Genomic DNA, 22,669 nt, shown 5'->3' with positions numbered 1-22,669 from the left:
AAGAGCACACGCGACCACCGTCACTACGCTTCCGATCCCTGCTTGAGAATCAGCAGCAGTGACGCATAATAGAGCAAATCATCAGACAGACCCCGCATCGATCATGCAGACACCAACCCCTACCGCAGCCGCCCTACTGCTGCTCATCAGCCCTCTCCTACAGGCGGAGACCAGCTACCGCTGGGTCGATGAAAACGGCGTCACCGTCTACTCGCAGAGCCCGCCCCCCCAAGGCGAGGCCACAATCATCAACCACAGATATCAAGGGGAAACGAGCGCCGGCAAGCCAACCGGGAGAGCGCGCCTCAACGCCCTGCGCCAGCAGCTGGAGGACCGACAAGAGGATCGCCTGCTGCAGAAACAAACCCAGCAGCAGGCGGATCAGCAGAAGACGCTGAAACAACAGAGGTGTCAGAGTGCACGCCACAATCTGGCGACCCTCCAATCACTGGGTGGTCGCAGACTGCGCACCGCCGATGGCCAATACCTGCGCCTCACCGAGGAGGAGCGCCAGGCACGCATCGCAACCGCACAGCAGCAGATCAATGAAAACTGTGGTCGATAGGGTCAAGGGAGGAGAGAGATGCCACTGCTGAAGATCCAGACCAACCAACCGATCGAGCCAGACCAACGTAAGTCGCTGCTACGCAAGGCCTCTGCCGAAGTCGCTGCACTGCTCGGCAAGCCGGAGCGTTTTGTCATGGTCTCCCTGGAGCAGAATCCCGAGATGCTGTTCGCCGGCAGCGACGCCCCCCTCGCCTACCTAGAACTGAAGAGCATCGGCCTGCCCGGCGAGCGCACCCAGGAGCTCTCCGATGCCCTCTGTCACCTGATCGCCGATCGACTGGGGATCAGCGCCGAACGGATCTATATCGAGTTTGCCGACGCCCAGCGCCATCTATGGGGGTGGAACGGCGCCACCTTCGAACGCTGAGCGATCACCCCTGCAGCATGCGCGTGGTTACATCGTCGATGACCTGACGCCACGCTTGGCGGGTCGCCTCATCGAGGTCCGGATCGGTCTCAGCCACCGTTTCCAGCAGCGCATCACGCCAGCCATTGAAATAGGCCCCCTTGATCTCCAGCCGCTGATGGATCTTGCCCAGCATCTCCAGATACATCATCAGACCGGGCTTACCCTCAGCGGTATCCGCCACCATTTCCAGGGTGATTGCCAGCTTCTTCTTCAGCTGTACCATGTCACGATTCTGAAACACCCGTGCGATATTCGGTGAGCTTTCGATAAAACGTTGGTAGAACAGATCGTAGAAAGCCGGATCACCGGTTGCCCGCTGCAGACTCGCCTGAAACAGCGCCAGATCACACTCGGCTTGGTTGCTCATCTCTCTCATCTCACTGCGATGGATCTCGACGGCAGAAGCTGTGCCGCCCACTCCATCCGAGTATAGGCATGCGCGCACCACGCCGGAACGAAGCCGGTCACGTCTGGGCCTGCCGCCCGGCGCCTCGCCCTATTTTGCTTTCAACCAAGGCATGGCGCAGAATCCTGTACGGGAGGATAACCATATTTTTTTCAGGGACGCTGAATATGCGCAGCTTTCTACTCTTGACCGCCCTCGCCCTGTGCGCCAACACATCCAGCCTGTTTGCCGCCGACACCAAGCCCCACCAAACCAGCGCCACAGCGATGCCAGCTTGGCAGCACGCGATGAAAACCCAGGATCTCAAAGTAAGACGTGAACTGGCAGAGCGCATCACCCAGCTCAACACCGACGCCAAGCGACGGGACAAGCTGATGCGAGAGGCACGGCACCGCGCAGTGCTCTGCAAACACTGTCACGGCGAGGATGGCAACGCAGTACGCGAAGGGGTGCCCAGTCTCGCCGGCCAGAACCCGATCTATCTGGTCGACCAGTTCCAGCGCTTCGGCGACGGCCGCCGCTACGACTTTTTCATGGGCGGGCTGGCCAAAAGCTTCTCCCAGGAGGACAAGATCAAACTCGCGCTCTACTATTCTCAGCAACAGATGATTCCAACAGGCGGCGGACGCAGCGAACTGATGGAGCAAGGAAAACAGCTCTACCACCGCTTCTGTGTCGAGTGTCACGGTGCGGATGGCCGCGGTGAGAGCGGCTACGCTCACCTGGCCGGGCAGCGACCGGAATACATCATCAAAATCCTAAAAGAGTTCCAGAACCTGAGTGGACGGCGCAGCAACCCCTGGATGACCGCCCGCGCCAAGCAGCTGCGCACCCCGCAAGAGATCGAAGCGGTCGCTAGCTATCTTGCCAACCTGGAGTGACCTGCCAGCCACGCCCCGCGCATGCAAACAGGTGACCCTCCGCGCCGCTCAGGCTAGAATCCCGCCTTTTCACCATAGGCCCACCACAGGATCATCATCCCATGCGCACCTCCGAGTTCCCGCTACAGACCGTCAAGGAAACCCCCGCTGACGCCGAGACCGCCAGCCATAAGCTGATGCTGCGCGCCGGCATGATCCGCAAACTCGCCGCCGGTCTCTATACCTGGCTGCCGCTAGGGCTGCGGGTGCTGCGTAAGGTTGAGGCCATCGTGCGCGAGGAGATGGACCGCGCCGGTGCACTGGAGCTGCTGATGCCGGCGGTGCAGCCCGCCGAGCTGTGGCAGGAGTCGGGCCGTTGGGAGCAGTACGGCCCGGAGCTGCTGCGCCTCAAGGACCGCCACCAGCGTGAGTTCTGCTTCGGCCCAACCCACGAGGAAATCATCACCGACCTGGCGCGCAACGAGCTACGCTCTTACAAGCAGCTGCCGGTCAACTACTACCAGATCCAGAGCAAGTTCCGCGACGAGATCCGCCCCCGCTTCGGCATAATGCGCGCCCGCGAGTTCCTGATGAAGGATGCCTACTCCTTCCACGCCGATCAGGCCTCGCTGCAGCAAACCTACGAACGCATGTACCTGACCTACTCGCGCATCTTCAGCCGCTGCGGCCTCGACTTCCGCCCGGTGGCGGCAGACACTGGCTCGATCGGCGGCAACGCCTCCCACGAGTTCCATGTGCTGGCCGACTCCGGCGAGGACGCCATCGCCTTCTCCACCGAGTCGGACTACGCCGCCAACGTGGAGCTGGCCGAGGCCATCGCCCCCGCCGGCAATCGCCCCGCCCCCTCGAAACAGATGGAGCTGGTCGACACCCCCAACGCCAGGACCATCCAGGAGCTGGTGGAACAGTTCGAGCAGCCGATTGAGCAGACCGTTAAAACCCTGATCGTGGTTGCCGACGAGGAGGACGAGGCGGAGCTGGTGGCGCTACTGGTGCGCGGCGACCACGAGCTGAACGAACTCAAGGCGGAGAAGCTGCCACAGGTGGCCAGCCCTCTGGAGATGGCCAGCGAGGAGCAGATCCGCGCCGCGATCGGCGCTGGCACCGGCTCCCTCGGCCCGGTCAAGCTGCCGATCCCCTGCATCGTCGACCGCACGGTGGCGCAGATGGCCGACTTCAGCGCCGGCGCCAACATCGACGGCAAACACTACTTCGGCATCAACTGGGGCCGCGACCTACCGGAGCCGGAGCAGATCGCCGATCTGCGCAATGTGCGCGAGGGTGATCCGAGCCCCGACGGCAAGGGCAGACTCACCATCGCCCGCGGCATCGAGGTCGGCCACATCTTCCAGCTCGGCCAGAAGTACAGCCAGGCGCTCAACGCCACTGTACTCGATGAGAACGGCAAGGCGGTGGTGATGACCATGGGCTGCTACGGCATCGGCGTATCACGGGTGGTGGCCGCTACCATCGAGCAACACCACGACGAGCACGGCATCAGCTGGCCCGCCTCCATTGCCCCCTTCCAGGTGGCGATCTGCCCGATGAAACTGCACAAGTCAGCGCGGGTGCGCGAGGCGGTGGAGCAACTCTACACCGAGCTGCAGGCCCTCGGCATTGAGGTGCTGCTGGACGACCGCGACGTGCGCCCTGGCTTCATGTTTGCCGACATGGAACTGATCGGCATCCCACACCGGGTGGTGATCGGCGAGCGTTCGCTGGATCAGGGCAAGGTGGAGTATCGCGGCCGCAACGATAGCGAGAACAGCTTCATCCCGCTGGATGGGATCGTCGCCCACATCCGGCAGCAGTTGGCCTGATCTCACTTCGATAGAGCGGGCCGCGCCCGACATATCTTTTCTTTCGAGCGGTCAAAGACGGCGGCGAAGGGCCGGCCCTATGAATCATTTCATTACGGGTTAATAAAACGACAGACCCCGGCCTGGCGCCGGGGTCTGTCACTCAATTTTGAAATCGCAGTCAGTTCGACTTCTTCACCACCACCACCAGTGAGCCTGCGGTGCGGTCGCCACCGCCATTCAGACTCTCCGTCTCAGCCATACCGCCGGTCCCCATGATCAACCCAGGCGCCATGTGGATGTCCAGCTGTGAGCCGTCGTCGGCGAAGGTCAGGGTCACCTTGCCGTCCGGGCTGACTGTATAGGTGCCAGAAGCGCTCTCCAGAGTGCTGTCCACGGTCTGTGTGGTAGTGAACATGATGCCGCTGTTGAGCGGATCGGTGCCCGCCCTCACCCCCTGTGAGACATGTTTGTCACTGGTATCGACCACGGTGAAGCCACCCGCTCCGTCGAAGGTGATATCGCCCTTGCCAATCGAGGCGCCCTGTTCCGAGTAGTTATCCAGATTGCCGATCATCTCGACATCCATATAGATAAATTTATAGACACCGGTCAGGCTCGCTTGGGTCAGGGCAGCGCCACTGCCACCCACTATCTGGGCGAGCTGGGACTCCAGTGCGCTGAGGCGGTTGTTGGCCTCCGTGAGCGCCGCTGTCATGTCACTATCAAGCTTATTCGCCAGCGCCTCCAGCTCGTCGGCGCGGCGGTTGTTGTCATCCACCGCTGTCTTCACCGCGCTGAAGTTGGCATTCACCTCGCTCGCCACGGCGGGAGAACCGGCGCTAAAGGTGTTCGGAATCGTCACCTCAGAGGCGATTGCCGAGGTTGCCAGCATCCCACTCATGGCCAGAGAAAGTGCTGCCAGTCTGATTTTTCTTGCCATTGTTTTGTCCTCAAGTTTCATCATTCTCATTGCCATGTGCTTCCGTCGTTCCAGTTGAAACCGCCCCAGGTTGCCGGGCCGCCATCGCAGATGTTGCCCTCACCATCGCCGTCGCCATCCTCTTGATCCGAGTTGGCGTGCAACGGACAGTTGTCATGCGCGTCATCGACGCCATCACCGTCATCGTCGCTGTCGGCGTTATCGCCGATCCCGTCACCATCGGTGTCCCTGGTCTCTCCCGCATCGAGGGGAAAGGCGTCGTGGGCGTCATCGGTGCCGTCACCATCATCATCCGTGTCGGCATTGTTGCCAATGCCGTCGCCGTCGGTATCCAGGCTCTCGGTACCATCCAGAGGGAAGGCGTCAGCTCCGTCATCTGCCCCATCACCATCGCTATCGCTCAATAACGGATTGGTCCCGGCGCTGCTCTCGGCGCTATCACTCAGGCCGTCGCCATCATCATCGCTGTCGGCGTTGTCACCGATGCCGTCACCATCGGTATCGAGGTGTTCACCGGCATCGAGCGGGAAGGCGTCGTTGGCATCTGCGAAGCCGTCGCCGTCGTCATCGCTATCGGCGTTGTTGCCGATGCTGTCGCCATCGGTATCGAGGCTCTCGCCGGGATCAAGGGGAAAGGCGTCGTGGACGTCATCGGTGCCGTCATCATCATCATCCGTGTCGGCATTGTTGCCGATGCCATCGCCATCCGTATCCACCGACTCAGCGGGGTCGAGGGCGAAGGCGTCATGGCCGTCATCAACCCCATCCCCATCGGTATCGGCCACCAGCGGCTTGGTGCCGTTGCTGCGCTCATCGGCGTCACTCACTGAGTCCCCGTCGTCATCGCTGTCGGCGTTGTTGCCGATGCCGTCACCGTCACTGTCGGTGTCTTCACTGGCATCCATGGGGAAGGCGTCTGAGCCGTCGAAGCGGCCATCGCCGTCGCTGTCCCGCTTCAGCGGGTCGGTGCCATTGGCGATCTCCTGGCTATCGCTGATGCCGTCGTTGTCGTCATCGCTATCGCGAGAGTCACCGATGCCGTCGCCGTCGGTGTCACGGTGCTCTGAGGCATCCAGCGGGAAGGGATCGGCGCTGTCCGCGGTGCCGTCACCGTCATCGTCCGTGTCGGCATTGTTACCGATGCCGTCGCCATCGGTATCGGTATGCTCGGCAGCATCGGTCGGGAAGGCGTCACTGCTATCCTGTACGCCATCATTGTCGTCATCCGCATCGGTGTCGTTGCCGATGCCATCACCGTCAGTGTCGACAAACGGGCTGCCCGGGTTGGCGGCATCCTGGTCGTCGGGATCTTGTCCTGCCGGCCAGCCATCGCCGTCCGCGTCGCTGGCACTAGAGGCGTCGGGATTGAGCGGGAAGTCATCGTCCACATCCAACACACCGTCCCCATCATCATCGTCATCGGCGTTATTACCGATGCCGTCACCGTCACGGTCGAGAGACTCATTCGGGTCAAGCGGGAAGGCGTCGCTGGCGTCGGAAACGCCATCGTTATCATCATCACCGTCGGCATTGTTGCCAACACCATCGCCATCGGTGTCGGTCTGTTCTGCCGGGTCGGTGGGGAAGGCATCGTCTGCATTCAGGGTGCCGTCGTTATCCAGATCGGGATCGGTCTGCGCCGGCTCCGGGGTGACGGCGATGGCGCCATTGCTCAGATCATCGGTATTGGTAGTGGAGCCAGTGGTGTTCTTCTCATCGGTCAGCACCTGCTCTACATCACCCACGGTACGGTTCTGCGGGTCACCTGGGATCGGCAGCGAGGCGGGATCCTGGTCCAGCACGTCGAGGGCTGAATTTTCAATGACACTGCTGGGTTTACCGTCGACGCTGCCGTCGATGGCGCCATCCGCCAGGTCATTGGCCAGCTCACTCAACACCGCATTGGAGTTGCCGGTGGAATGCTGCTCCATCTCGTAGACCACTGCGGTCAACGCCTCCACCGCGGTGCGATAGGTGGCGGTGGCACGCTGCTCTTCGGCACTATCCGTGGTGTCGTTGATCAGCGGCGGAGTGTCGAAAATGTCGATGCTGCTATCGACACCAAAACCGAGTGTAGAGGTCACCTGGGAGGCGGCCACCGGCAGCGCAGCGAGAAACTCCGCCTGCGTCACTGCACCGTCGCCATTACCGCTATAGGGCGCAGCGCTGTCGGCATTTTTGATCGCCAGATCGGTGGCCATGGTGGTCAACGGGGTGGCGTAGATCTGCTCACCGCTGTCGAGCAACGCCTGGGTGATCACGGTACGCATGGTGGAAATCACCGGCGCGGCACCGGTAGTGATATCGGTGGTGTTAGCGTCGCTGGTGAACTCCATGACATAGGGCGGATTGAGCGGGACCGGCAAGCTCAGCCCCTGGATCGCCGCAGCCGCATCGGTGCTGCCGGTAGCCAGCAGCGCCCCCTTGAAGCCGGCGGCGCTGTAATCGACCTGGTAGACCTTAACCACTGCATCAGCCAGCGGCCCTTTAACGCCACCACCACCAATACTCCGTGCACTGTCGCTGCCTGTGCCGGAGCTGCTGCCCACATCGTCGATACCACCAAGCTCGCAGCCGGCCAAGGTGGCCGCAACTGCAACGGCCAGCACGGAGACACGGAATTTGGGGCGATTCTGATTGCCGGGAGAGTGCGATCTCATGCGGATTCCTTGTTGTTTGTTGCTAATAAAGAGACACCCTGCTCACCTGCCATAGAAGCAGGAGTGCCAGATATTTGATCAAATCCGCAGACCGGCTCAACAGGAATGACTAAAAAGGTGAAGAGCGCACGCTTTGTAGCTATACAGGCGCACTAAATTGCAAACAGGGGAAATAAATGCGTGCAGGAGATTGATTTTTTAGAGGGGCTCCAGGCAGAGAGCAATAGGGAAAGGCTGTCGATCGACATTGGCTAAGGCCGGATGACTGGCCTTTCCTGCAAGGTCAGACAATCATTCAACGGACACCTTTACGGGACTGGATTGCCAAAAAAACGGAAGGCGGCCCCCGTCATCCGCTGGGGTGCCACCTTCCAACCTATTGCCAACCATGCTGGGCATTAGGTCCTGATGCCCTTTTTAACACCTTGTCTGACTTACAACCTGAAAAGAAGTTCGTGCAAACAAACACCGATCTCAAGAACTGCGAACCCGCTCACTTATGTAAACCACAACGCTTTCGAGCTGCCGCTCCTGAGATCGGTTACCGCCCCGAAGAAACCCTTGAGACGTACCTCAAGATGTTTCGCCTGTATTCTTCGGGTCGGCATCCATCGCGGTAAGTTTAGAACCCCGGGAAAGGGGTTCACCACCACTCCACCGCAGACTTTTTCAAACGAACGCCAGCCAAAACTCTCACCAGCGAAAGGCAACCGATTGGTGGCAGGGAATTTGACATCTGCGCCTCAAAACCACGAAACTACGCCGTTTTCAGCGGCAGCCATCCCTGCCGGCGTCACCAGCCACTCTTAAAGAGGTAAAAAATGACCAAACAATCCTCCTTCAGCCGCGAAGAGCTGTTGGCATGCGGACGCGGTGAGATGTTCGGCCCGGGCAACGCACAACTGCCCACGCCGAACATGTTGATGATGGACCGCATCATCAAGATCTCCGACGAGGGCGGCGCGTATGGCAAGGGGGAGATCCACGCCGAACTGGATATCAACCCTGACCTCTGGTTCTTCGACTGCCACTTCCCCGGCGACCCGGTCATGCCTGGCTGTCTGGGCCTCGACGCAATGTGGCAGCTGGTGGGCTTCTTCCTGGCGTGGGTCGGCAACCCCGGCCACGGTCGCGCGCTGGGAGTGGGCGAGGTCAAGTTCACCGGCCAGGTGCTGCCAAAAGCCAGCAAGGTGACCTATCACATCGATATGAAGCGAGTCATCAGCCGCAAACTGGTACTCGGTGTCGGTGATGGCGTGATGAAGGTAGATGGCCGTGAGATCTACGTCGCCAAGGATCTGCGGGTCGGCCTATTCATCTCCACCGACAACTTCTAAACCGACTATGCAGCGGCACCCTGGAGATTGGCTAACCAGCCTTCTCATCTCCCTGATGCTGCTGGTCGGCGCCACTACTCAGGCGGCCTCAGGTATCGAGCAGATCCTCGCCCTCGACGAGGCACCGGAGGGAGTTGTCTTCGAGATCGCTGAGGACGATGACGACGACCTGGGCTGGGCGATCCCCAAAACCGTGAAACAGATCGAGCGACTGCGCCAACGCTTCCCCGGGCTGCCCGTCGCCGTAGTCACCCACGGAGTCGAGATGTTCGCCCTGAAAACTGAACATCGTGAGGCGTTCAGACCGGTGCATGACGCGGTACAGTCCCTCACCCAGCAGCAGGATGTCGATCTGCATGTCTGCGGCACCCACGCCAGCTGGTACAACGCCGATGAGTCGGACTTCCCCGACTATGTGGATGTCGCCCCGGTAGGTCCGGTGCAGATCCGCCAGTATCAGGAGCTGGGTTACATCCTGATCCGCATAGAGCGCTAGAGAGTGGAGAGCACGCAGAGCCTGCTTGGCCTGATCCTGCTCACCGCGCTGGCCTGGCTGTTCAGCGAGGATCGCCGCCAGGCCGATCTCCGACTGATCGCCACCGGTCTTGGCCTGCAGCTGCTACTGGCCCTGCTGCTGCTCAAGCTGCCGCTCTTCAAGACGCTGTTCCTCAGTCTCAACCACGCCATCCTAGCGTTACAGACCGCCACCGAGGCTGGCACCTCATTCGTGTTTGGCTACCTGGGCGGCGCCGATCTGCCGTTCAGCGAGAGCACCCCGGGGTCCAGTTTCATTCTCGCCTTCAAGGCACTGCCGCTGATTCTGGTGATGAGTGCGCTGTCCGCCCTGCTCTTCTACTGGCGGCTGCTGCCGCTGCTAGTGCGCGGTTTCTCCTGGCTGTTGCAGCGGAGCCTCAACATCGGCGGTGCGCTGGGGCTGGGCGCCGCCGCCAATATCTTTGTTGGCATGGTCGAGGCTCCGCTACTGGTGCGCCCCTACCTCAATCAGATGACCCGTAGCGAGCTCTTCTCCCTGATGACCCTCGGCATGGCCACCATCGCCGGCACCGTGATGGTGCTCTATGCCGCGATCCTCGGTCCGGTGTTGCCCGACGCGATGGGCCACATCCTCACCGCCTCGATCATCTCCGCCCCCGCCGCGATCATGGTGGCACGGCTGATGGTGCCGGAGACCGGCGAAAGCACCGCCGGTCAACTGGTACTGCCACAGCAGGCGGAGAGCAGCATGGACGCCGTTACCAAAGGCACCATCGACGGCCTGCACCTGCTGGCCCACATCATCGCCCTGCTGGTGGTGCTGGTGGCCCTGGTCAGCCTGCTCAACCAAACCCTCAGCCTGCTGCCTGAGATAGCTGGCTCACCGCTCACCCTGGAGCGGCTACTCGGCTGGCTGATGGCGCCGATTGTCTGGAGCATGGGCATCCCCTGGCCCGAGGCCCCGGCCGCTGGCGCGCTGATGGGCACCAAGACGGTGCTGAACGAGTTTCTCGCCTACCTGCAGATGAGCCAGCTGCCGGAGGGGACCCTTTCCGAGCGCAGCCGGCTGATCATGACCTATGCCCTGTGTGGCTTCGCCAATTTCGGCAGCCTCGGCATCATGCTTGGCGGCATGGGCGCGATGGCCCCCGAACGGCGCAACGAGATCGTCGCCTTGGGGATGCGCTCGCTACTCTCTGGCACCCTGGCCACCTGCCTCACCGGTACCGTGGTGGGATTAATCCTCTAATCTAAAAACCACCCTATAAGGAATAAAATATGTGTAAGAAGTGTTGGAGTCTGGTCACAATCCTATTGCTGCTAATCGCCGCCGGCGCCTACAAATTTCTCATCCAGGGCAGCACCGTACCGGCAAGCGATGGCCGGGTTGCAATCCAGCTGAGCACCGGCGAGCGGGATCTGGTGCTCTCCGAGATGCGCGCCTTTCTCGCCAGTGTCCAGCAGATCACCACCGGAACCGCCAATGAAGAGATGGCAAGGGTCGCCGCCAGCGCCCGCCAGGTGGGCCTCGCCGCCCAGCAGGGGGTGCCCGGCACACTGATGGGAAAGCTGCCCCTGGAGTTCAAAAAACTCGGCTTCGACACCCATACTCGGTTTGACCAACTGGCGCTGGATGCGGAGCAGCTAGGGGATCCAGGCCACAGCCTCACCCAGCTCGCTGAGCTGATGCAGAACTGCGTCGCCTGTCACGCCGCCTACCGCTTCGAGGTGGAACAGCGATAGGCAAAACGCCCGGCTGACAGCCACACAGCAGAACAACTGAGAGAGTAGTGCCATGAAAAACCGTTGGAACGACACCGAAGCCGCCCGATTCACCGACGACCTGCAACTACGGGTCTACAGCTCACGCCTGCTCGGCCAGGATCCCTCACTGGTACTGCACGGCGGCGGTAACACCTCGGTGAAGATCCGCCAACCTGACCTGTTCGGCGAGGCGGAGGAGATCCTCTACGTCAAGGGCAGCGGCTGGGATCTGGCGACCATCGAGGCAGCGGGCTACACTCCGGTACGGATGGCACACCTGCTGAGGTTGGCTGAACTGGAATCCCTCTCCGATCTAGAGATGGTAAATCAGCTGAAGACCCACCAGACTCTCGCCAGCGCTCCTACCGCCTCGGTGGAGGCGATCCTACACGCCACCCTGCCCTACAAGTTCGTCGACCACACCCACGCCGACGCCATCATCACCATCACCAATACCAAGGATGGTGAGGCGCGCATCCGCGAGATCTATGGCGACGAACTGGTGATCATCCCTTATGTGATGCCGGGCTTCGATCTGGCACGGCTGGTGGCCAAGGCGTTTCCCAAACAGGTCAACCCCAACACCATCGGCATGGTGCTGATGAACCACGGCCTCTTCTCCTTCGGCGAGAGCGCCAAAGAATCCTATGAACGGATGATCACCCTGGTACAGCGAGCGGAAGCATACCTACAGGCCCAGGGGGCCTGGCAGCTGCCGGAAGCACTGTCCCCTCCCCCGCCAGACACCAGCACCCTGTCAGCTTTGCGCCAATCATTATCAGAGGCCGCGGGCCAGCCAATGCTCCTGCAGAGCCATCGTTCACCTGAAGCCATGTCCTTCTGCGGCCGCGACAATCTCGCCACCATCTCCCAACAGGGACCCGCCACCCCAGACCATGTGATCCGCACTAAGCGGCTACCGATGCTGGGCAGCGATGTAGCGGCTTACGCCAAGGCCTACCGCGACTATTTCGAACAACAATCACCCCAGGCGCGCAATCCGGTGCAGATACTTGATCCGGCACCGCGGGTGGTGCTCGATCCGCAGCTCGGCATGTTGAGCGTCGGCAAGAGTGCCAAGGAAGCTGGCATTGTCGCCGACATCTACCACCACACCATGCAGATCATCCAGCGTGCCGAGCAACTTGGCGGCTGGCGCGCCCTGCCGGCCAGCGATATCTTCGATGTGGAGTATTGGGAGCTGGAGCAGGCGAAGCTGCGCACCGGCGGCACTCCGCCGCCCTTCCAAGGGGAGATTGCACTGGTCACCGGTGCCGCCTCCGGCATCGGCAAGGCCTGTGTCGAGTCGCTACTGGCACGCGGTGCGGCAGTGGTGGGGCTCGATCTCAATCCCGAGATCACAGGGCTCTACGATCGGGCCGAGTTCCTCGGCATCCGCTGTGATGTAACCGACAGCAACGCGCTCAAAGACGCGCTTGAGCAGACCCTGCTCGCCTTCGGCGGCCTCGATATGCTGATCCTCAACGCCGGCATCTTCCCCGGCGGCTGTCCGGTGGCAGAGCTGACGGATGAACAGTGGCGCAAGGTGATGCAGGTCAACCTGGACGCCAATCTGAGCCTGCTGCGGGAGTGCCATTCGCTGCTGCTGCAGGCACCGCGGCATGGCCGGGTGGTGGTGATCGGTTCAAAGAACGTGCCGGCCCCCGGGGCAGGTGCAGCGGCCTACTCCGCCTCCAAGGCGGCGCTCAACCAACTGGCACGGATCGTCGCGCTGGAGTGGGCGGCCGACGGCATCCGCATCAACAGCCTGCACCCGGACGCGGTATTCGACACCGGCATCTGGAGCGATCAGGTACTGCAGGCGCGGGCCGATCACTACGGCATGAGCGTGGCGGAGTACAAGACGCGTAATCTGCTGAAGACCGAGGTAACCAGCCGGGATGTGGCGGAGCTGGCGGCAGAGCTTTGTGGAGAGCTGTTTGCCAAGACTACCGCCGCGCAGATCCCGGTGGATGGCGGCAACGACCGGGTGGTGTGAGGGGGAGAGAGGCGAGACCGATGGATAGCCGACATATCCAAGCGAGGGTGTTGGTGGCAGAGATGCCGCCTTCAAGCATACATGGAGGTATTCACTGTGTTCCTTGCTTGGGCATGTCGGCTATCCAGTGACCCTTTTATTAGCTGTCCCGCAACTGCTGCAGTTCGTTGCCCAGCTCTTCGCTGACCAGCTGGTACTCGAGCTCAATCTGCTGGGCTAGCGGCAGCAGATCATGCCCCCCATCGCTGCGGGCTTTCTGCTCTGCCTCCCGGCAGGCTGAGGCGAGCCGGGAGGCGCCCAGGGTAGCGCTGCTGGAGATCAGCTGGTGGCTGGTCTCGGCAAACAACTGCTGGTCCTGCTCACCCGCAGCATCCAGTATCTGACTAATCTGCTGCGGACTGCTCTCCAGATAGAAGCGGATCATCTCCTCCAGAAGGTCACTGCTGTCGACACCACCCATCGTGTGGATCTTATTCAGCATCCGGCGGTCAAGGATCAGCTCCTCTTTCATCGCCGCAGGCGACTCTGCAGCTTCCGCCTTTAGCTTCCCTCCAACGGGAGTCACCCAGTGTTGCATCACGATAGCCAGCTGCTGCAGGGAGAAAGGCTTGCTGAGATATCCGTCCATGCCCGCCGTATTACACTTCTGTTTGACCCCCGCCTGCACATCAGCGGTCAGCGCGATGATCGTCACCGGGCGGTTCACTGCCAACTGCCGCTCACGCCGGCGTATCTCCTGCGCTGCGCCAAAGCCATCCAGCTCTGGCATGTGGCAGTCCATCAGGATCAGATCGTATTTAACCGCACTGGCGGCATCCACCGCTTCCTGCCCATTCACGGCAAGCTCCACCTGGCAACCCAGATGCTCTTTCAGCATGATCAGGGCGAGGTCCCGATTAATCGGATTATCCTCCGCCAGCAGCACCCGGACCCCTTCAAACCTCTGCGGTTTATACTGCGGCTCCTCCTCTTGATGCCTCCAGCTCTTTTCTGGTGCGATCTCAACCTCCGGATCGAGCATCCGCTGCATGGTATTAAACAAGGTCTGGGTACGCACCGGCTTGTTGAGCAGTTCACAATCCCCCCGGCTCACCGCCTCCCGTACCTGGCTGCTCGGCTCAATACCCACCAGCAGCAGACGGTTGGGCAGCTGATCGCCAAACTCATGCTGGATCTGATGAATAAGATTGAGCCCTACGCTGCCATCCAGCCCCTTGTTGATCAGAATAAAGTCGAACCCTTCGCCACACTCAACGCTGCGCTGCAACAGTGGCATCATCTGTTCGGCCCGGACCAGAGTTTCACGCTGCATGCCGGCCAGCTGGAGCTTGTCGGTGAACGCAGCGCAGGCAGTTTCATTGTCGCACACTAGCAGGATGCGCTTGTCGCGAAGCAGTTCGAGGGGCTGCGGGGCGCTGCTCATCTCACCGCTGCTGAGCGGCAGGCGGAGATCGAACCAGAATCGCGAACCCTGTCCCGGTGCGCTCTCCACATCGATCCGGCTGCCCATCATACGCATCAGCTGATCGGAGATGGAGAGCCCCAGCCCAGTCCCGCCGAAGCGCCGCTGGGTCGAGCCATCAGCCTGGGAGAATGCACCGAAGATCTGAGTCTGCTCCTCCTGGCTCATGCCGATGCCGGTATCGAAGACCTCCACCCGCACAGCAACATCTGATGCACTCCCCTTGCCCATTGTGGCGCGCAGCAGCACTTCACCATGCTCGGTGAATTTGATCGCGTTGGCCAGCAGGTTGATCAACACCTGACGCAGCCGATTGTCGTCGCCATGCACCATCACCGCCAGCGCCGGATCGGCCAGCACCACCAATTCCAGCCCTTTGCATTGGGCCTGTCCAGCGAGCAGTTCACCGGTCTCCTCAAACAGCTCCAGCAGATTGAAGTCGCGCTGGGTCAACTCCAGCTTGCCCGCCTCGATCTTGGAAAAGTTGAGGATGTCGTTGATGATGCCGAGCAGGGAGTCGGCAGATCGCTTGATCGTCTGGGTGTAGTATCGCTGCCGCTCCCCCTGATCGGTGCTCAACAGCAGATCGGTCATACCGATGATGCCGTTCATCGGAGTCCGTATTTCATGGCTCATCGAGGCAAGGAAGGCCGACTTTGCCTGACTGGCAGCCTCCGCCACCGCTTTCGCCTGCTTCAGGCCATCGATCAGGCGATCGTTCTGGTACTGCAAACGGAGATTCTGAAGTGAGGTGCGATTCTCCCGCAATGCCACACCATTGATGAAGATGGCATACAGCAACAGCATCACAAAGATCAAGCCGTCGATGCTCTCGCCCAGAGTGCCAAGTTTCCAGACCACCGCGATGATCAACGGGTTGAGATAGAGCAGCGCGGTAAACAGGTGTATCGACAACACGTGCACCCCGGCGGAGACAACACCAGTTCCCAGCAGGATGCTGTAGAGCAACGCCGGATGTTCTGTCAGGGGAGGAAAGGGCAGCAGAAACAGCCCGCCCCAAGTAAAGCCGGTGAGAATCGAGGCAAATGAGTAGGCCCGAACCCAATTGCCGGGGCGTGCTGAGGGTTGATCGCCAAGCCGATGTAGCAGGATCACAGCCAGGCGGGCGGCAATGGTGGCAAGCAAGGTGCCATACCAGAGCCAAATGGCCTGGCCGGGCATTACCACCCAAAGCACCCCGACCAACACCAGACCGGCGAGCGCGATCGTGAGATTGGCGTAGGGCCCGAAGGCGAACAACACCCGCTCCTGCTCCCTGACGATTCGCGCCTTCAGGCTCTGAGACACCGCATCCTGCCGTTGATCTGCTTCCATTTCCATCCTCCAACCCAACCAATCCCTAAAAATACCCGATCGATTTCAACACAGCAGACCCGCCACACAACATCGACCTGCTCTGATCTTCACAACACCCTCTAGTGGGAATCCAGAGGCTCAATTATGTTATCGCTCCACAGCAAAGCCAATCGATAAAGCGGACAACTGAGTCCACACAACTGCAACTTAGGACTTTGATTCTTTTTTTAGCTCGTGGTTAGACTAGTAGTTGGAAAGGTTAGATGGGGCTATAAATTAGGTTGCAACAGGACGCGCGACCCGACTACCCGACAGTTGCACAGAAGCGCTGTCGGGCTCTGGCACAGGACAGATGGGACCTGCAAAGTGAAATGAAAAAATGGCAAACTGCCACTATGATCACAGACTTTGTAGCGATCCACTTGAAAAACAGAATTTACTACATGGAATCTTCATTTCGCGTTTAACTACGTTGTTTCGCAAAGTTTTTTTAGACTACTATAATTCATATTTTGCTGAACAAGCGTCTAAAACAAAACCAGCAGACGCTCTTGCGGGGGACAAAAAACTGATAGCTATGGGTACCGAGCCCACGAATGATAGCAAGCTGTTCGACGACCTGCCCGATGGCGCAATCACGCTACTCCAGCTGAGTGACAGCCATATTTATGCAGATCAGGATCGATGCTTGGTTGGTATCAACACGCAAGACAGCCTCGACCAGGTCATCGCACTTGCACGGCAGCAGCTCAGCACGCCCGATCTGCTGCTGGCCACCGGAGACTTGGTTCACGATGCCTCGGCAGCCGGCTATCAGCGCATCGCAGAGCGCCTGTCGGCCTTTGGCTGCCCGGTCTACTGTCTACCGGGCAATCATGACGTTCCGAAGGTGATGCAGGAACACCTGAACAGGCCTCCTCTCTACTGCCTGCCCAGCCTCCAGCGTGGGAACTGGTCGATCATCTTTCTCGACTCCACCATCCCGGGCAAACCAGGCGGACACCTGGACGATGCCCAACTTGAACTGCTGAGTGAGACCCTCAACCGCCATCCCAAACACCACACCTTGATCACCATGCACCACCATCCGGTGCCAGTAGGCAGTGCCTGGATGGATACCATGGCGCTGGTCAACCCGGAGCCGCTTTTCCATCTGCTGGAGCAACATTCACAGGTCCGCGCCGTACTGTTTGGCCACATCCATCAGGAGTTTGATACGAAACATCGCGGTATACGGCTCATTGGCACCCCCTCCACCTGCATCCAGTTCATCGCTGGTCAAGACAAGTTTGGCATTGACAGCAAGCCTCCAGGCTATCGGGCCATGGTGCTGCTGGAGAGCGGCGAAATCCGCACCGAGGTCCGACTACTCCAGGCCTTGCCGCTTGGCCTCGACCTCAGTTCCGGCGGCTACTAAAGGACGATCGGCACGGCCTCTGCCACAGACATGCTCTGCACTCCATGTGCGATACGTACCGCAACCAACTCTACCCCAGCCTCAGCAACCACTCTGCGCAGGGTTTCTGCATAGTTCGGATCGATCTGCTCGGCGGGTGAAAAAACGGTCCCTTCCGGCCGGTTGATGGCATACACCATGACGCCACGGTATCCCCGCCGACAGGCCTCTGCCAGCATCCGCAGGTGTTTTCGGCCACGCTCGGTCACTGCATCCGGAAACAGAAGCGACGCCCCCTCCAACAGGGTGACATTCTTCACCTCAACCCAGGCATCCGCCCGCGGACCCTGCGCGAGGAATAAATCGAAACGGGAGCGGGGCTCTCCTGGAACCTCGAAAACACGCTCCCGCTCCACTCTTGCGTAACCGGCAAGGGAGTCGATCAGACCGGCCCTGACCGCCTCCTCAATCACCGGATTGGTCCGCCCGGTATGCACACCGATCCAGCCACCCCCCATCTCGACCCGCTCCAGGGTCCACTCCAGTTTGCGCCGCGGGTTGTCACTATGGCTCAACTGCACTGCAGCACCTGGCCGCCAACACCCCAGCATGCTACCGGTATTGGGGCAGTGTGCGATTACCTGCCGACCATCCTCCAACTCCACGTCGGCCAGAAACCGTTTGTAACGCTTCTCAATGCGCCCAGATACCAGTGGCGGCAACTCCATCACGACTCCATTTCAGATCTATTTTTTAAACCGACAGGAGGACCCTGCCGATACATTCTGCGGCTTGCCTAAACGGCCTAAACAGCCCTGCAGTGACTTTGCACCACCCACAACTGGCGCTTATAGTAAGCCTAGCCTGAGAACAACCCGCTCAATGGTTTTACAAGGAGTAGAAGATGAAACAAACGCTGTTGTTGTCCGCCTGCTGCGGCCTGATCGGCCTCAACTCTGCGATAGCAGACGATTAATTACACTCCACCAGGCGGATACTACAGTGCTCCCGGCGCCAGCAACGCCCCCTACAACAGTTATCAGCAACCGATCGGTGGGCAACCCCAGTCTCTCTACGGCAACCCAGGTTACGTCGCACCGCGCTCCGATTATGGCTCTGCAAACCAGGATGATAGAGGGATCCATATCAATCCGATGAATATGATGAACCGCATGTTCGGTTCATCAAATCAGCGCGATGATTACGGCCGTAACGATCGCTACTACGCACCACCCGCACAATACGATCGTGGGAATAATTACGGCACCACCCCGACTTATCAAGCACCGTTTTTAGGCTACGGATATGGCGATACCCCTGGATACAGCAACCCGCAAGACTATGGGAGTGCATCGAGCTACGGTTACACCTCGCCTTCCCAGTACACCCAGCCAACCTATCCATCTCCCCAAGACTACAGCCAGCAGGGTCAGGCACTATCTCAACAACCCGGCAGTAACCAATACGACACCAGCGCCAACATCAACACACCACCAGCGCCCGTTCACCAGACTCAAACGAGTCCCACTTGGCGCCCACTCACTCAGGCACAACCTGCCTCTACCAGCGCATCGATTGGCCGCTACTCTCAAGACCCGCAGATACCTGGACAATTCGGCATGGAATCGATTCCAATGGTCAACGGTCAACCTGCCAAATTCCGGCCCCTCGAAACGCCGCCGAGAGCCGACGATGGGACAGTCTCCGCACAGTAGTGGCGGAGCCGGCGTCTTAGATCGAGAGGCCGCTAGCCGATAGAAAAACCTCGGTACTCCTCGCCGAACAGGGTCTCACACACCACCGCAGTGACCTGGGCACTGGGTGGCCCCTGATGCAGCCATTCCCGCAACGCCTCAACCGCCGCGGCATCGCCACAGGCCACCACCTCGACACGCCCATCCAGCAGATTTTTGGCATAGCCGGTCAGCCCCAGCCGCTCCGCCTCGCGGCGGCTCGTAGCTCGGAAAAACACCCCCTGCACCCGGCCGGAGACATAACAGCGGCAGCAGACGACCCTACCCTTTTCATTGACGCTAGTTTTCATCGAAGATCACTCTGACTGGCATACCGGCACGCAGCCCTCCCTTTTCAGGCAACCCGAACACCACCTCCACTGGATATTTCGGCTCACCACCCGCTCCTTTCACCGGTTCCAGGCCGATCCGAACGATGCGACCAGGATACTCACCCTGAGCAGCCACCACCCGGGCCCTCGTTCCCACCTGCAGGCCATGCAGCTGCTCCAGATCGAGCTGCAGTACTGCCTGCATCTCTCCGCTGGCAGCCAGCACCAGCAACGGCACAGTGTCCAAGCGATTGACTACCAGTTGCCCAGGCTGCACCAGCAACTCGACAATCAGGGCATCAAAGGGCGCTTTCAGCCGACTGTAATCCTGCTCCAGTTCAGCCTGCGCCAACTCCGCCTCTGCCTGAGCGAAGGCGGCTTCAGCCTTGGCAAAGGCGATCTCATCCAGCTGTTTTTCGTGATCGGAGAGCAGGGTGCGCTCATAGAGCTCCAGCGAGCGTTCCAGCTCCCGGCGTGCCTCTTGCCGCGTCTCTCTGACAGATTTCAGCCGGACCCGGGCCGCCTGAAGGCGGGCCGCGATCGCCCGCTGCTCAAACTCCAGCAGTAGAGTGCCACGGGCCACCTGCTCTCCCTGAACCACGGGGATGCGAGCGATCCGGCCACTCACCAGGCTGCTCAGTTCGAGTCGTTTATGCCACGCCACCCTTCCCTCAAAGGTTGAAGCGAGCACCATACTGCTTGCCAGCAACAACAGGCAGCCAGTCAGCAGAACCCTTTTCATCATCTCTCCCCCTCAGCCGCTTCGGCCGGCACCTGATCTGTCAGCAGCTCTCCCGTCAGCGCATCAAGCTTTGCCCAGGTCAGGGCAATATTGAAATCGTTCTGCGCCTGTTTCAGGCGGATGTCCGACTCCCGCACCATCGAATCCCCCAAGTCGCTGGAGACCTCCATTTCATAGCGGGCGCGCGCCCGATCAAGGTAGAGTTCCCGATAGTCGCTGGTGACCTCCAGCTCGATCCGTTCCGCCTGAAGCTGTTGCAGCTCCATCCACAGCTCCAGCACCGACTGTCGCAACTCCAGCTGCTTCAGCGCAAGTTCAGCACGCCGTTCGCGCAGCTCGGCCCGCCGCTGCGCCGTTTCCGCATCTACCCGCGACGCGCTAAACAGCGGTAACTCAAACACCAACGCAGCACTCATGTCGTTTCGCCCCCCCAACTGCCGTTGGTAAGCCCCTGCCTCCAGCTCACCGCGGATCACCGGATTGTCAGCAGCCTGCGCGGCGTGCAACTGCTGCTCTGCTGCACTCACCGCAGCGCGCACTGCCTTCAGGCTTGGGTTGTCCTGCAAGACCTTTTCGATCCACGGCTCCAGTTCGCCTGCCTCCCGCCCCAAGGCCAATGTTGGAAACTCCAGCTCTGCTGGCAGATCATCGGGACGGTTCAGACTGATCGCTAGCTGTGAGCGGGTGATACGCTGACGGTTCTGGCTGGTGATCACGCGCCGGCGGCTCAACTCGAACAGCCTCTGCAGTCGCAGCACCTCGAGATCGGAGGTCTCGCCCAGCTGCTGGCGATTCTGCGCCCGGTCAAAACGGATAAAGGCGATCGACATTGCCTCATTCTCCCTGGCGTACTTCAGGTCAGCCAGCAGCACCCCAAAAAAAGCCTCCATCACCTGCAGACGCCGCTGCTGGCGCAATTCCAGCAGCTCCCAGACGCGCCCCTCACGGGCCGCATCAGCCGCTGCGATGCTCTGTTCGGTTCGTCCAAAGTCATAGAGCCGTTTGCTCAGGCGCAGCTTCAACCAGCTGTCATAGTGCTCTTGATTGGTGGAATTTGGTGAAGGCTCGATGACCCGCAGGGCCGCCTCTACCCCGCCAGTCAGGTCGTCATCGGCTTCGGCACCAGCATACGCGGCCTCGGCTATCGCCAGAGCCGCCTGCAGCTGTTCAAGTTGAGGATGTTCGCCATCGGCCAGCAGCAGCGCCTGCCGCAGTGTCAGAGGTGTGGGTAGCGGCTCAGCTGCCTGAGAGAACGGAGCGCACAGGAAGACAAACAGTGCGGCGATCAGCCGGCCTCTATTCCACCGCCCGCTCACCGTCCTCTGAGTTCCTTGCGCTTCTGCCGTTTGTAGCGTGGGAAGTTGGTCTCTTTATAGGCTCCGCTGACCACAAACTCCCCCAGCCAGAGAAACTCCTGCGAGTCCTTGCTGGCGCCGGTGAAGCGCGTTATCAGCTTGCCATTGAGGTCGAAAAAGCCAAACACCGGGGTCGCACGAACGCGGAACTGCTTGAAGGCAAACTCCTTCTCCGTGACCCGTTTCCCATTGAAATCAGTGATCTCCACATCGCCTTCGATATCGACACTGAAGATCAGAAAGTGCTGCTTGAAGTAGTCCTGTACCGCCGCCTGGTTCAGTACCCGCTGTTTCATACGGTGGCAGAAGGGGCACTCGTCCATCTCGAACATGATCAGAATGCCCTTCTTACCCTCTTCCCGGGCCGTCTCCAACTCTTCGCTGAAATCACCCAGTGACTGATCGAAAAAGTGCTCGCCCGGATCACGGGTAGCGGCGGCGCTGTCTGCCGCAATCAACAGCCAGAACAGCAACCAGAGCAGACGAGGATTCAGCATCGCTCAGCCTCAATTGTTTTTGTCGATAAAGTTCTCGATGTCGGAAGCGGAGATCTGCCCGACCTGACGCGCCACCACCTCGCCCTGAGGGGAGATCAGATAGGAGGTAGGCAACCCCGGCACCTTACCCAGAGCCGTATGCGGTGTGGGCTTCTGCATCAGGATCGGATAACTCAGAAATTGGTCATCAACAAAACGTCGCAGACGCTTCTTGTCGATCCGTTCCATATCGACACCGAGCACCACCGCGTCTTTGTCCTTGTGATTGTTGTGAAAAACCTCAAGTTCGGGCAACTCCTCCCGGCAGGGAGGACACCAGGTCGCCCAGTAGTTGACCAGCACCCATTTGCCGCGGTAGTCGGAGAGGCGATGCTGCTTGCCATCCAGCCCAGGCAGCTCGAAATCGACACCATCTGCCAGAACGAGATTCGTAAACAGCACGGTAATCAGCAAAGTTGTGAAGAGCTTTGCACTCATTTTCCCAAATTCCCCCAAAACATGCGGACTCGGTCCTGATATTCCTGGCACCCAATGTGTGACACTCATTCTCGGCATTAATTCGCTGGATTTCAATT

21 protein-coding genes are annotated in these 22,669 nt (G+C 60.1%); 11 read left to right on the top strand and 10 right to left on the bottom strand.

All coding sequences use genetic code 11. The features are described from left to right. Nucleotides 1-103 precede the first annotated feature (103 nt). Entirely contained in the window at nt 104-565 is a 462-nt protein-coding gene (locus tag L0Y14_RS03410) for a DUF4124 domain-containing protein (protein ID WP_006474284.1), read from the top strand. An 18-nt stretch (nt 566-583) separates the two neighbouring features. Next, nucleotides 584-934 (top strand): phenylpyruvate tautomerase MIF-related protein, encoded by a 351-nt coding sequence (locus tag L0Y14_RS03405; protein ID WP_006474285.1) that lies wholly within the window; start codon nt 584-586, stop codon nt 932-934. A 4-nt stretch (nt 935-938) separates the two neighbouring features. Here L0Y14_RS03405 and L0Y14_RS03400 read toward each other — a convergent pair whose 3' ends face one another. Further along, nucleotides 939-1,343 carry a globin gene (locus L0Y14_RS03400; RefSeq protein WP_006474286.1) on the bottom strand — a complete coding sequence of 135 codons (405 nt, stop codon included), beginning with the start codon at nt 1,341-1,343 and terminating at the stop codon, nt 939-941. 206 nt (nt 1,344-1,549) lie between these two features. On the opposite strand from L0Y14_RS03400, the gene L0Y14_RS03395 reads away from it, so the two are divergent. Then, nucleotides 1,550-2,263, top strand: a complete 714-nt coding sequence (locus L0Y14_RS03395; RefSeq protein WP_006474287.1) for a c-type cytochrome — start codon at nt 1,550-1,552, stop codon at nt 2,261-2,263. 101 nt (nt 2,264-2,364) lie between these two features. Then, complete coding sequence (locus L0Y14_RS03390; protein ID WP_006474288.1) at nt 2,365-4,083, top strand: proline--tRNA ligase; 1,719 nt, start codon at nt 2,365-2,367, stop codon at nt 4,081-4,083. Between the two features lie 160 nt (nt 4,084-4,243). Here L0Y14_RS03390 and L0Y14_RS03385 read toward each other — a convergent pair whose 3' ends face one another. Both L0Y14_RS03385 and L0Y14_RS03380 read right to left on the bottom strand, forming a co-directional pair. After that, on the bottom strand, nt 4,244-5,005 hold the full coding sequence (locus L0Y14_RS03385; protein WP_240991607.1) for a transcriptional regulator: 762 nt from the start codon (nt 5,003-5,005) through the stop codon (nt 4,244-4,246). 26 nt (nt 5,006-5,031) lie between these two features. Beyond that, nucleotides 5,032-7,665, bottom strand: a complete 2,634-nt coding sequence (locus L0Y14_RS03380; RefSeq protein WP_083825130.1) for a thrombospondin type 3 repeat-containing protein — start codon at nt 7,663-7,665, stop codon at nt 5,032-5,034. A gap of 821 nt (nt 7,666-8,486) precedes the next feature. On the opposite strand from L0Y14_RS03380, the gene fabA reads away from it, so the two are divergent. From fabA to L0Y14_RS03355, 5 genes are read left to right on the top strand one after another with little or no spacing between them, the layout of a single operon-like run. Then, the gene (fabA, locus tag L0Y14_RS03375; RefSeq protein ID WP_005961657.1) at nt 8,487-9,002 is read left to right on the top strand and encodes a 3-hydroxyacyl-[acyl-carrier-protein] dehydratase FabA; all 516 of its coding nucleotides are present in this window, start codon (nt 8,487-8,489) and stop codon (nt 9,000-9,002) included. A gap of 7 nt (nt 9,003-9,009) precedes the next feature. Beyond that, nucleotides 9,010-9,498: a DsrE family protein gene (locus L0Y14_RS03370; RefSeq protein WP_050799349.1), complete on the top strand. Its 489-nt coding sequence runs from the start codon at nt 9,010-9,012 to the stop codon at nt 9,496-9,498. Between the two features lie 3 nt (nt 9,499-9,501). Further along, the gene (locus L0Y14_RS03365) at nt 9,502-10,746 is read left to right on the top strand and encodes a NupC/NupG family nucleoside CNT transporter (RefSeq protein WP_005961653.1); all 1,245 of its coding nucleotides are present in this window, start codon (nt 9,502-9,504) and stop codon (nt 10,744-10,746) included. A 29-nt stretch (nt 10,747-10,775) separates the two neighbouring features. Next, a complete protein-coding gene (locus tag L0Y14_RS03360) occupies nt 10,776-11,240 on the top strand; it encodes a hypothetical protein (RefSeq protein WP_005961651.1) in 465 nt (154 codons plus the stop codon). Between the two features lie 52 nt (nt 11,241-11,292). Then, nucleotides 11,293-13,260 (top strand): bifunctional aldolase/short-chain dehydrogenase, encoded by a 1,968-nt coding sequence (locus tag L0Y14_RS03355; RefSeq protein ID WP_006474293.1) that lies wholly within the window; start codon nt 11,293-11,295, stop codon nt 13,258-13,260. 139 nt (nt 13,261-13,399) lie between these two features. On the opposite strand, the gene L0Y14_RS03350 is transcribed toward L0Y14_RS03355, so the two are convergent. Then, a complete protein-coding gene (locus L0Y14_RS03350) occupies nt 13,400-16,057 on the bottom strand; it encodes a response regulator (protein ID WP_006474294.1) in 2,658 nt (885 codons plus the stop codon). A gap of 559 nt (nt 16,058-16,616) precedes the next feature. On the opposite strand from L0Y14_RS03350, the gene cpdA reads away from it, so the two are divergent. After that, nucleotides 16,617-17,456 (top strand): 3',5'-cyclic-AMP phosphodiesterase, encoded by an 840-nt coding sequence (cpdA, locus tag L0Y14_RS03345; RefSeq protein WP_006474295.1) that lies wholly within the window; start codon nt 16,617-16,619, stop codon nt 17,454-17,456. Here the strand turns inward: cpdA and sfsA are convergent. Further along, the gene (sfsA, locus tag L0Y14_RS03340; protein WP_006474296.1) at nt 17,453-18,163 is read right to left on the bottom strand and encodes a DNA/RNA nuclease SfsA; all 711 of its coding nucleotides are present in this window, start codon (nt 18,161-18,163) and stop codon (nt 17,453-17,455) included. The genes cpdA and sfsA overlap by 4 nt on opposite strands. Nucleotides 18,164-18,589: 426 nt before the next feature. On the opposite strand from sfsA, the gene L0Y14_RS03335 reads away from it, so the two are divergent. Then, the gene (locus L0Y14_RS03335) at nt 18,590-19,150 is read left to right on the top strand and encodes a hypothetical protein (RefSeq protein ID WP_138921781.1); all 561 of its coding nucleotides are present in this window, start codon (nt 18,590-18,592) and stop codon (nt 19,148-19,150) included. A gap of 32 nt (nt 19,151-19,182) precedes the next feature. On the opposite strand, the gene L0Y14_RS03330 is transcribed toward L0Y14_RS03335, so the two are convergent. Genes L0Y14_RS03330 through L0Y14_RS03310 form a run of 5 tightly spaced genes read right to left on the bottom strand, consistent with a single transcriptional unit; the run spans nt 19,183 to nt 22,571 of the window. Next, nucleotides 19,183-19,479, bottom strand: a complete 297-nt coding sequence (locus tag L0Y14_RS03330; RefSeq protein WP_006474297.1) for an acylphosphatase — start codon at nt 19,477-19,479, stop codon at nt 19,183-19,185. After that, nucleotides 19,469-20,245: an efflux RND transporter periplasmic adaptor subunit gene (locus L0Y14_RS03325; RefSeq protein ID WP_005961639.1), complete on the bottom strand. Its 777-nt coding sequence runs from the start codon at nt 20,243-20,245 to the stop codon at nt 19,469-19,471. The genes L0Y14_RS03330 and L0Y14_RS03325 overlap by 11 nt, the downstream gene beginning before the upstream one ends. Continuing rightward, on the bottom strand, nt 20,242-21,558 hold the full coding sequence (locus L0Y14_RS03320) for a TolC family protein (RefSeq protein ID WP_005961637.1): 1,317 nt from the start codon (nt 21,556-21,558) through the stop codon (nt 20,242-20,244). The genes L0Y14_RS03325 and L0Y14_RS03320 overlap by 4 nt, the downstream gene beginning before the upstream one ends. Further along, a complete protein-coding gene (locus tag L0Y14_RS03315; RefSeq protein ID WP_005961635.1) occupies nt 21,555-22,094 on the bottom strand; it encodes a thioredoxin family protein in 540 nt (179 codons plus the stop codon). Before L0Y14_RS03315 ends, L0Y14_RS03320 begins: the two co-directional genes overlap by 4 nt. A 9-nt stretch (nt 22,095-22,103) precedes the next feature. Next, complete coding sequence (locus L0Y14_RS03310; protein ID WP_006474299.1) at nt 22,104-22,571, bottom strand: TlpA disulfide reductase family protein; 468 nt, start codon at nt 22,569-22,571, stop codon at nt 22,104-22,106. Nucleotides 22,572-22,669 lie beyond the last annotated feature (98 nt).

The organism is Candidatus Endoriftia persephonae (assembly GCF_023733635.1).
Classification (GTDB): Bacteria; Pseudomonadota; Gammaproteobacteria; order Chromatiales; family Chromatiaceae; genus Endoriftia; species Endoriftia persephonae.
The sequence above is the reverse complement of the archived record's forward strand: the minus strand, read 5'-3'. Positions and strand labels throughout refer to the sequence as shown.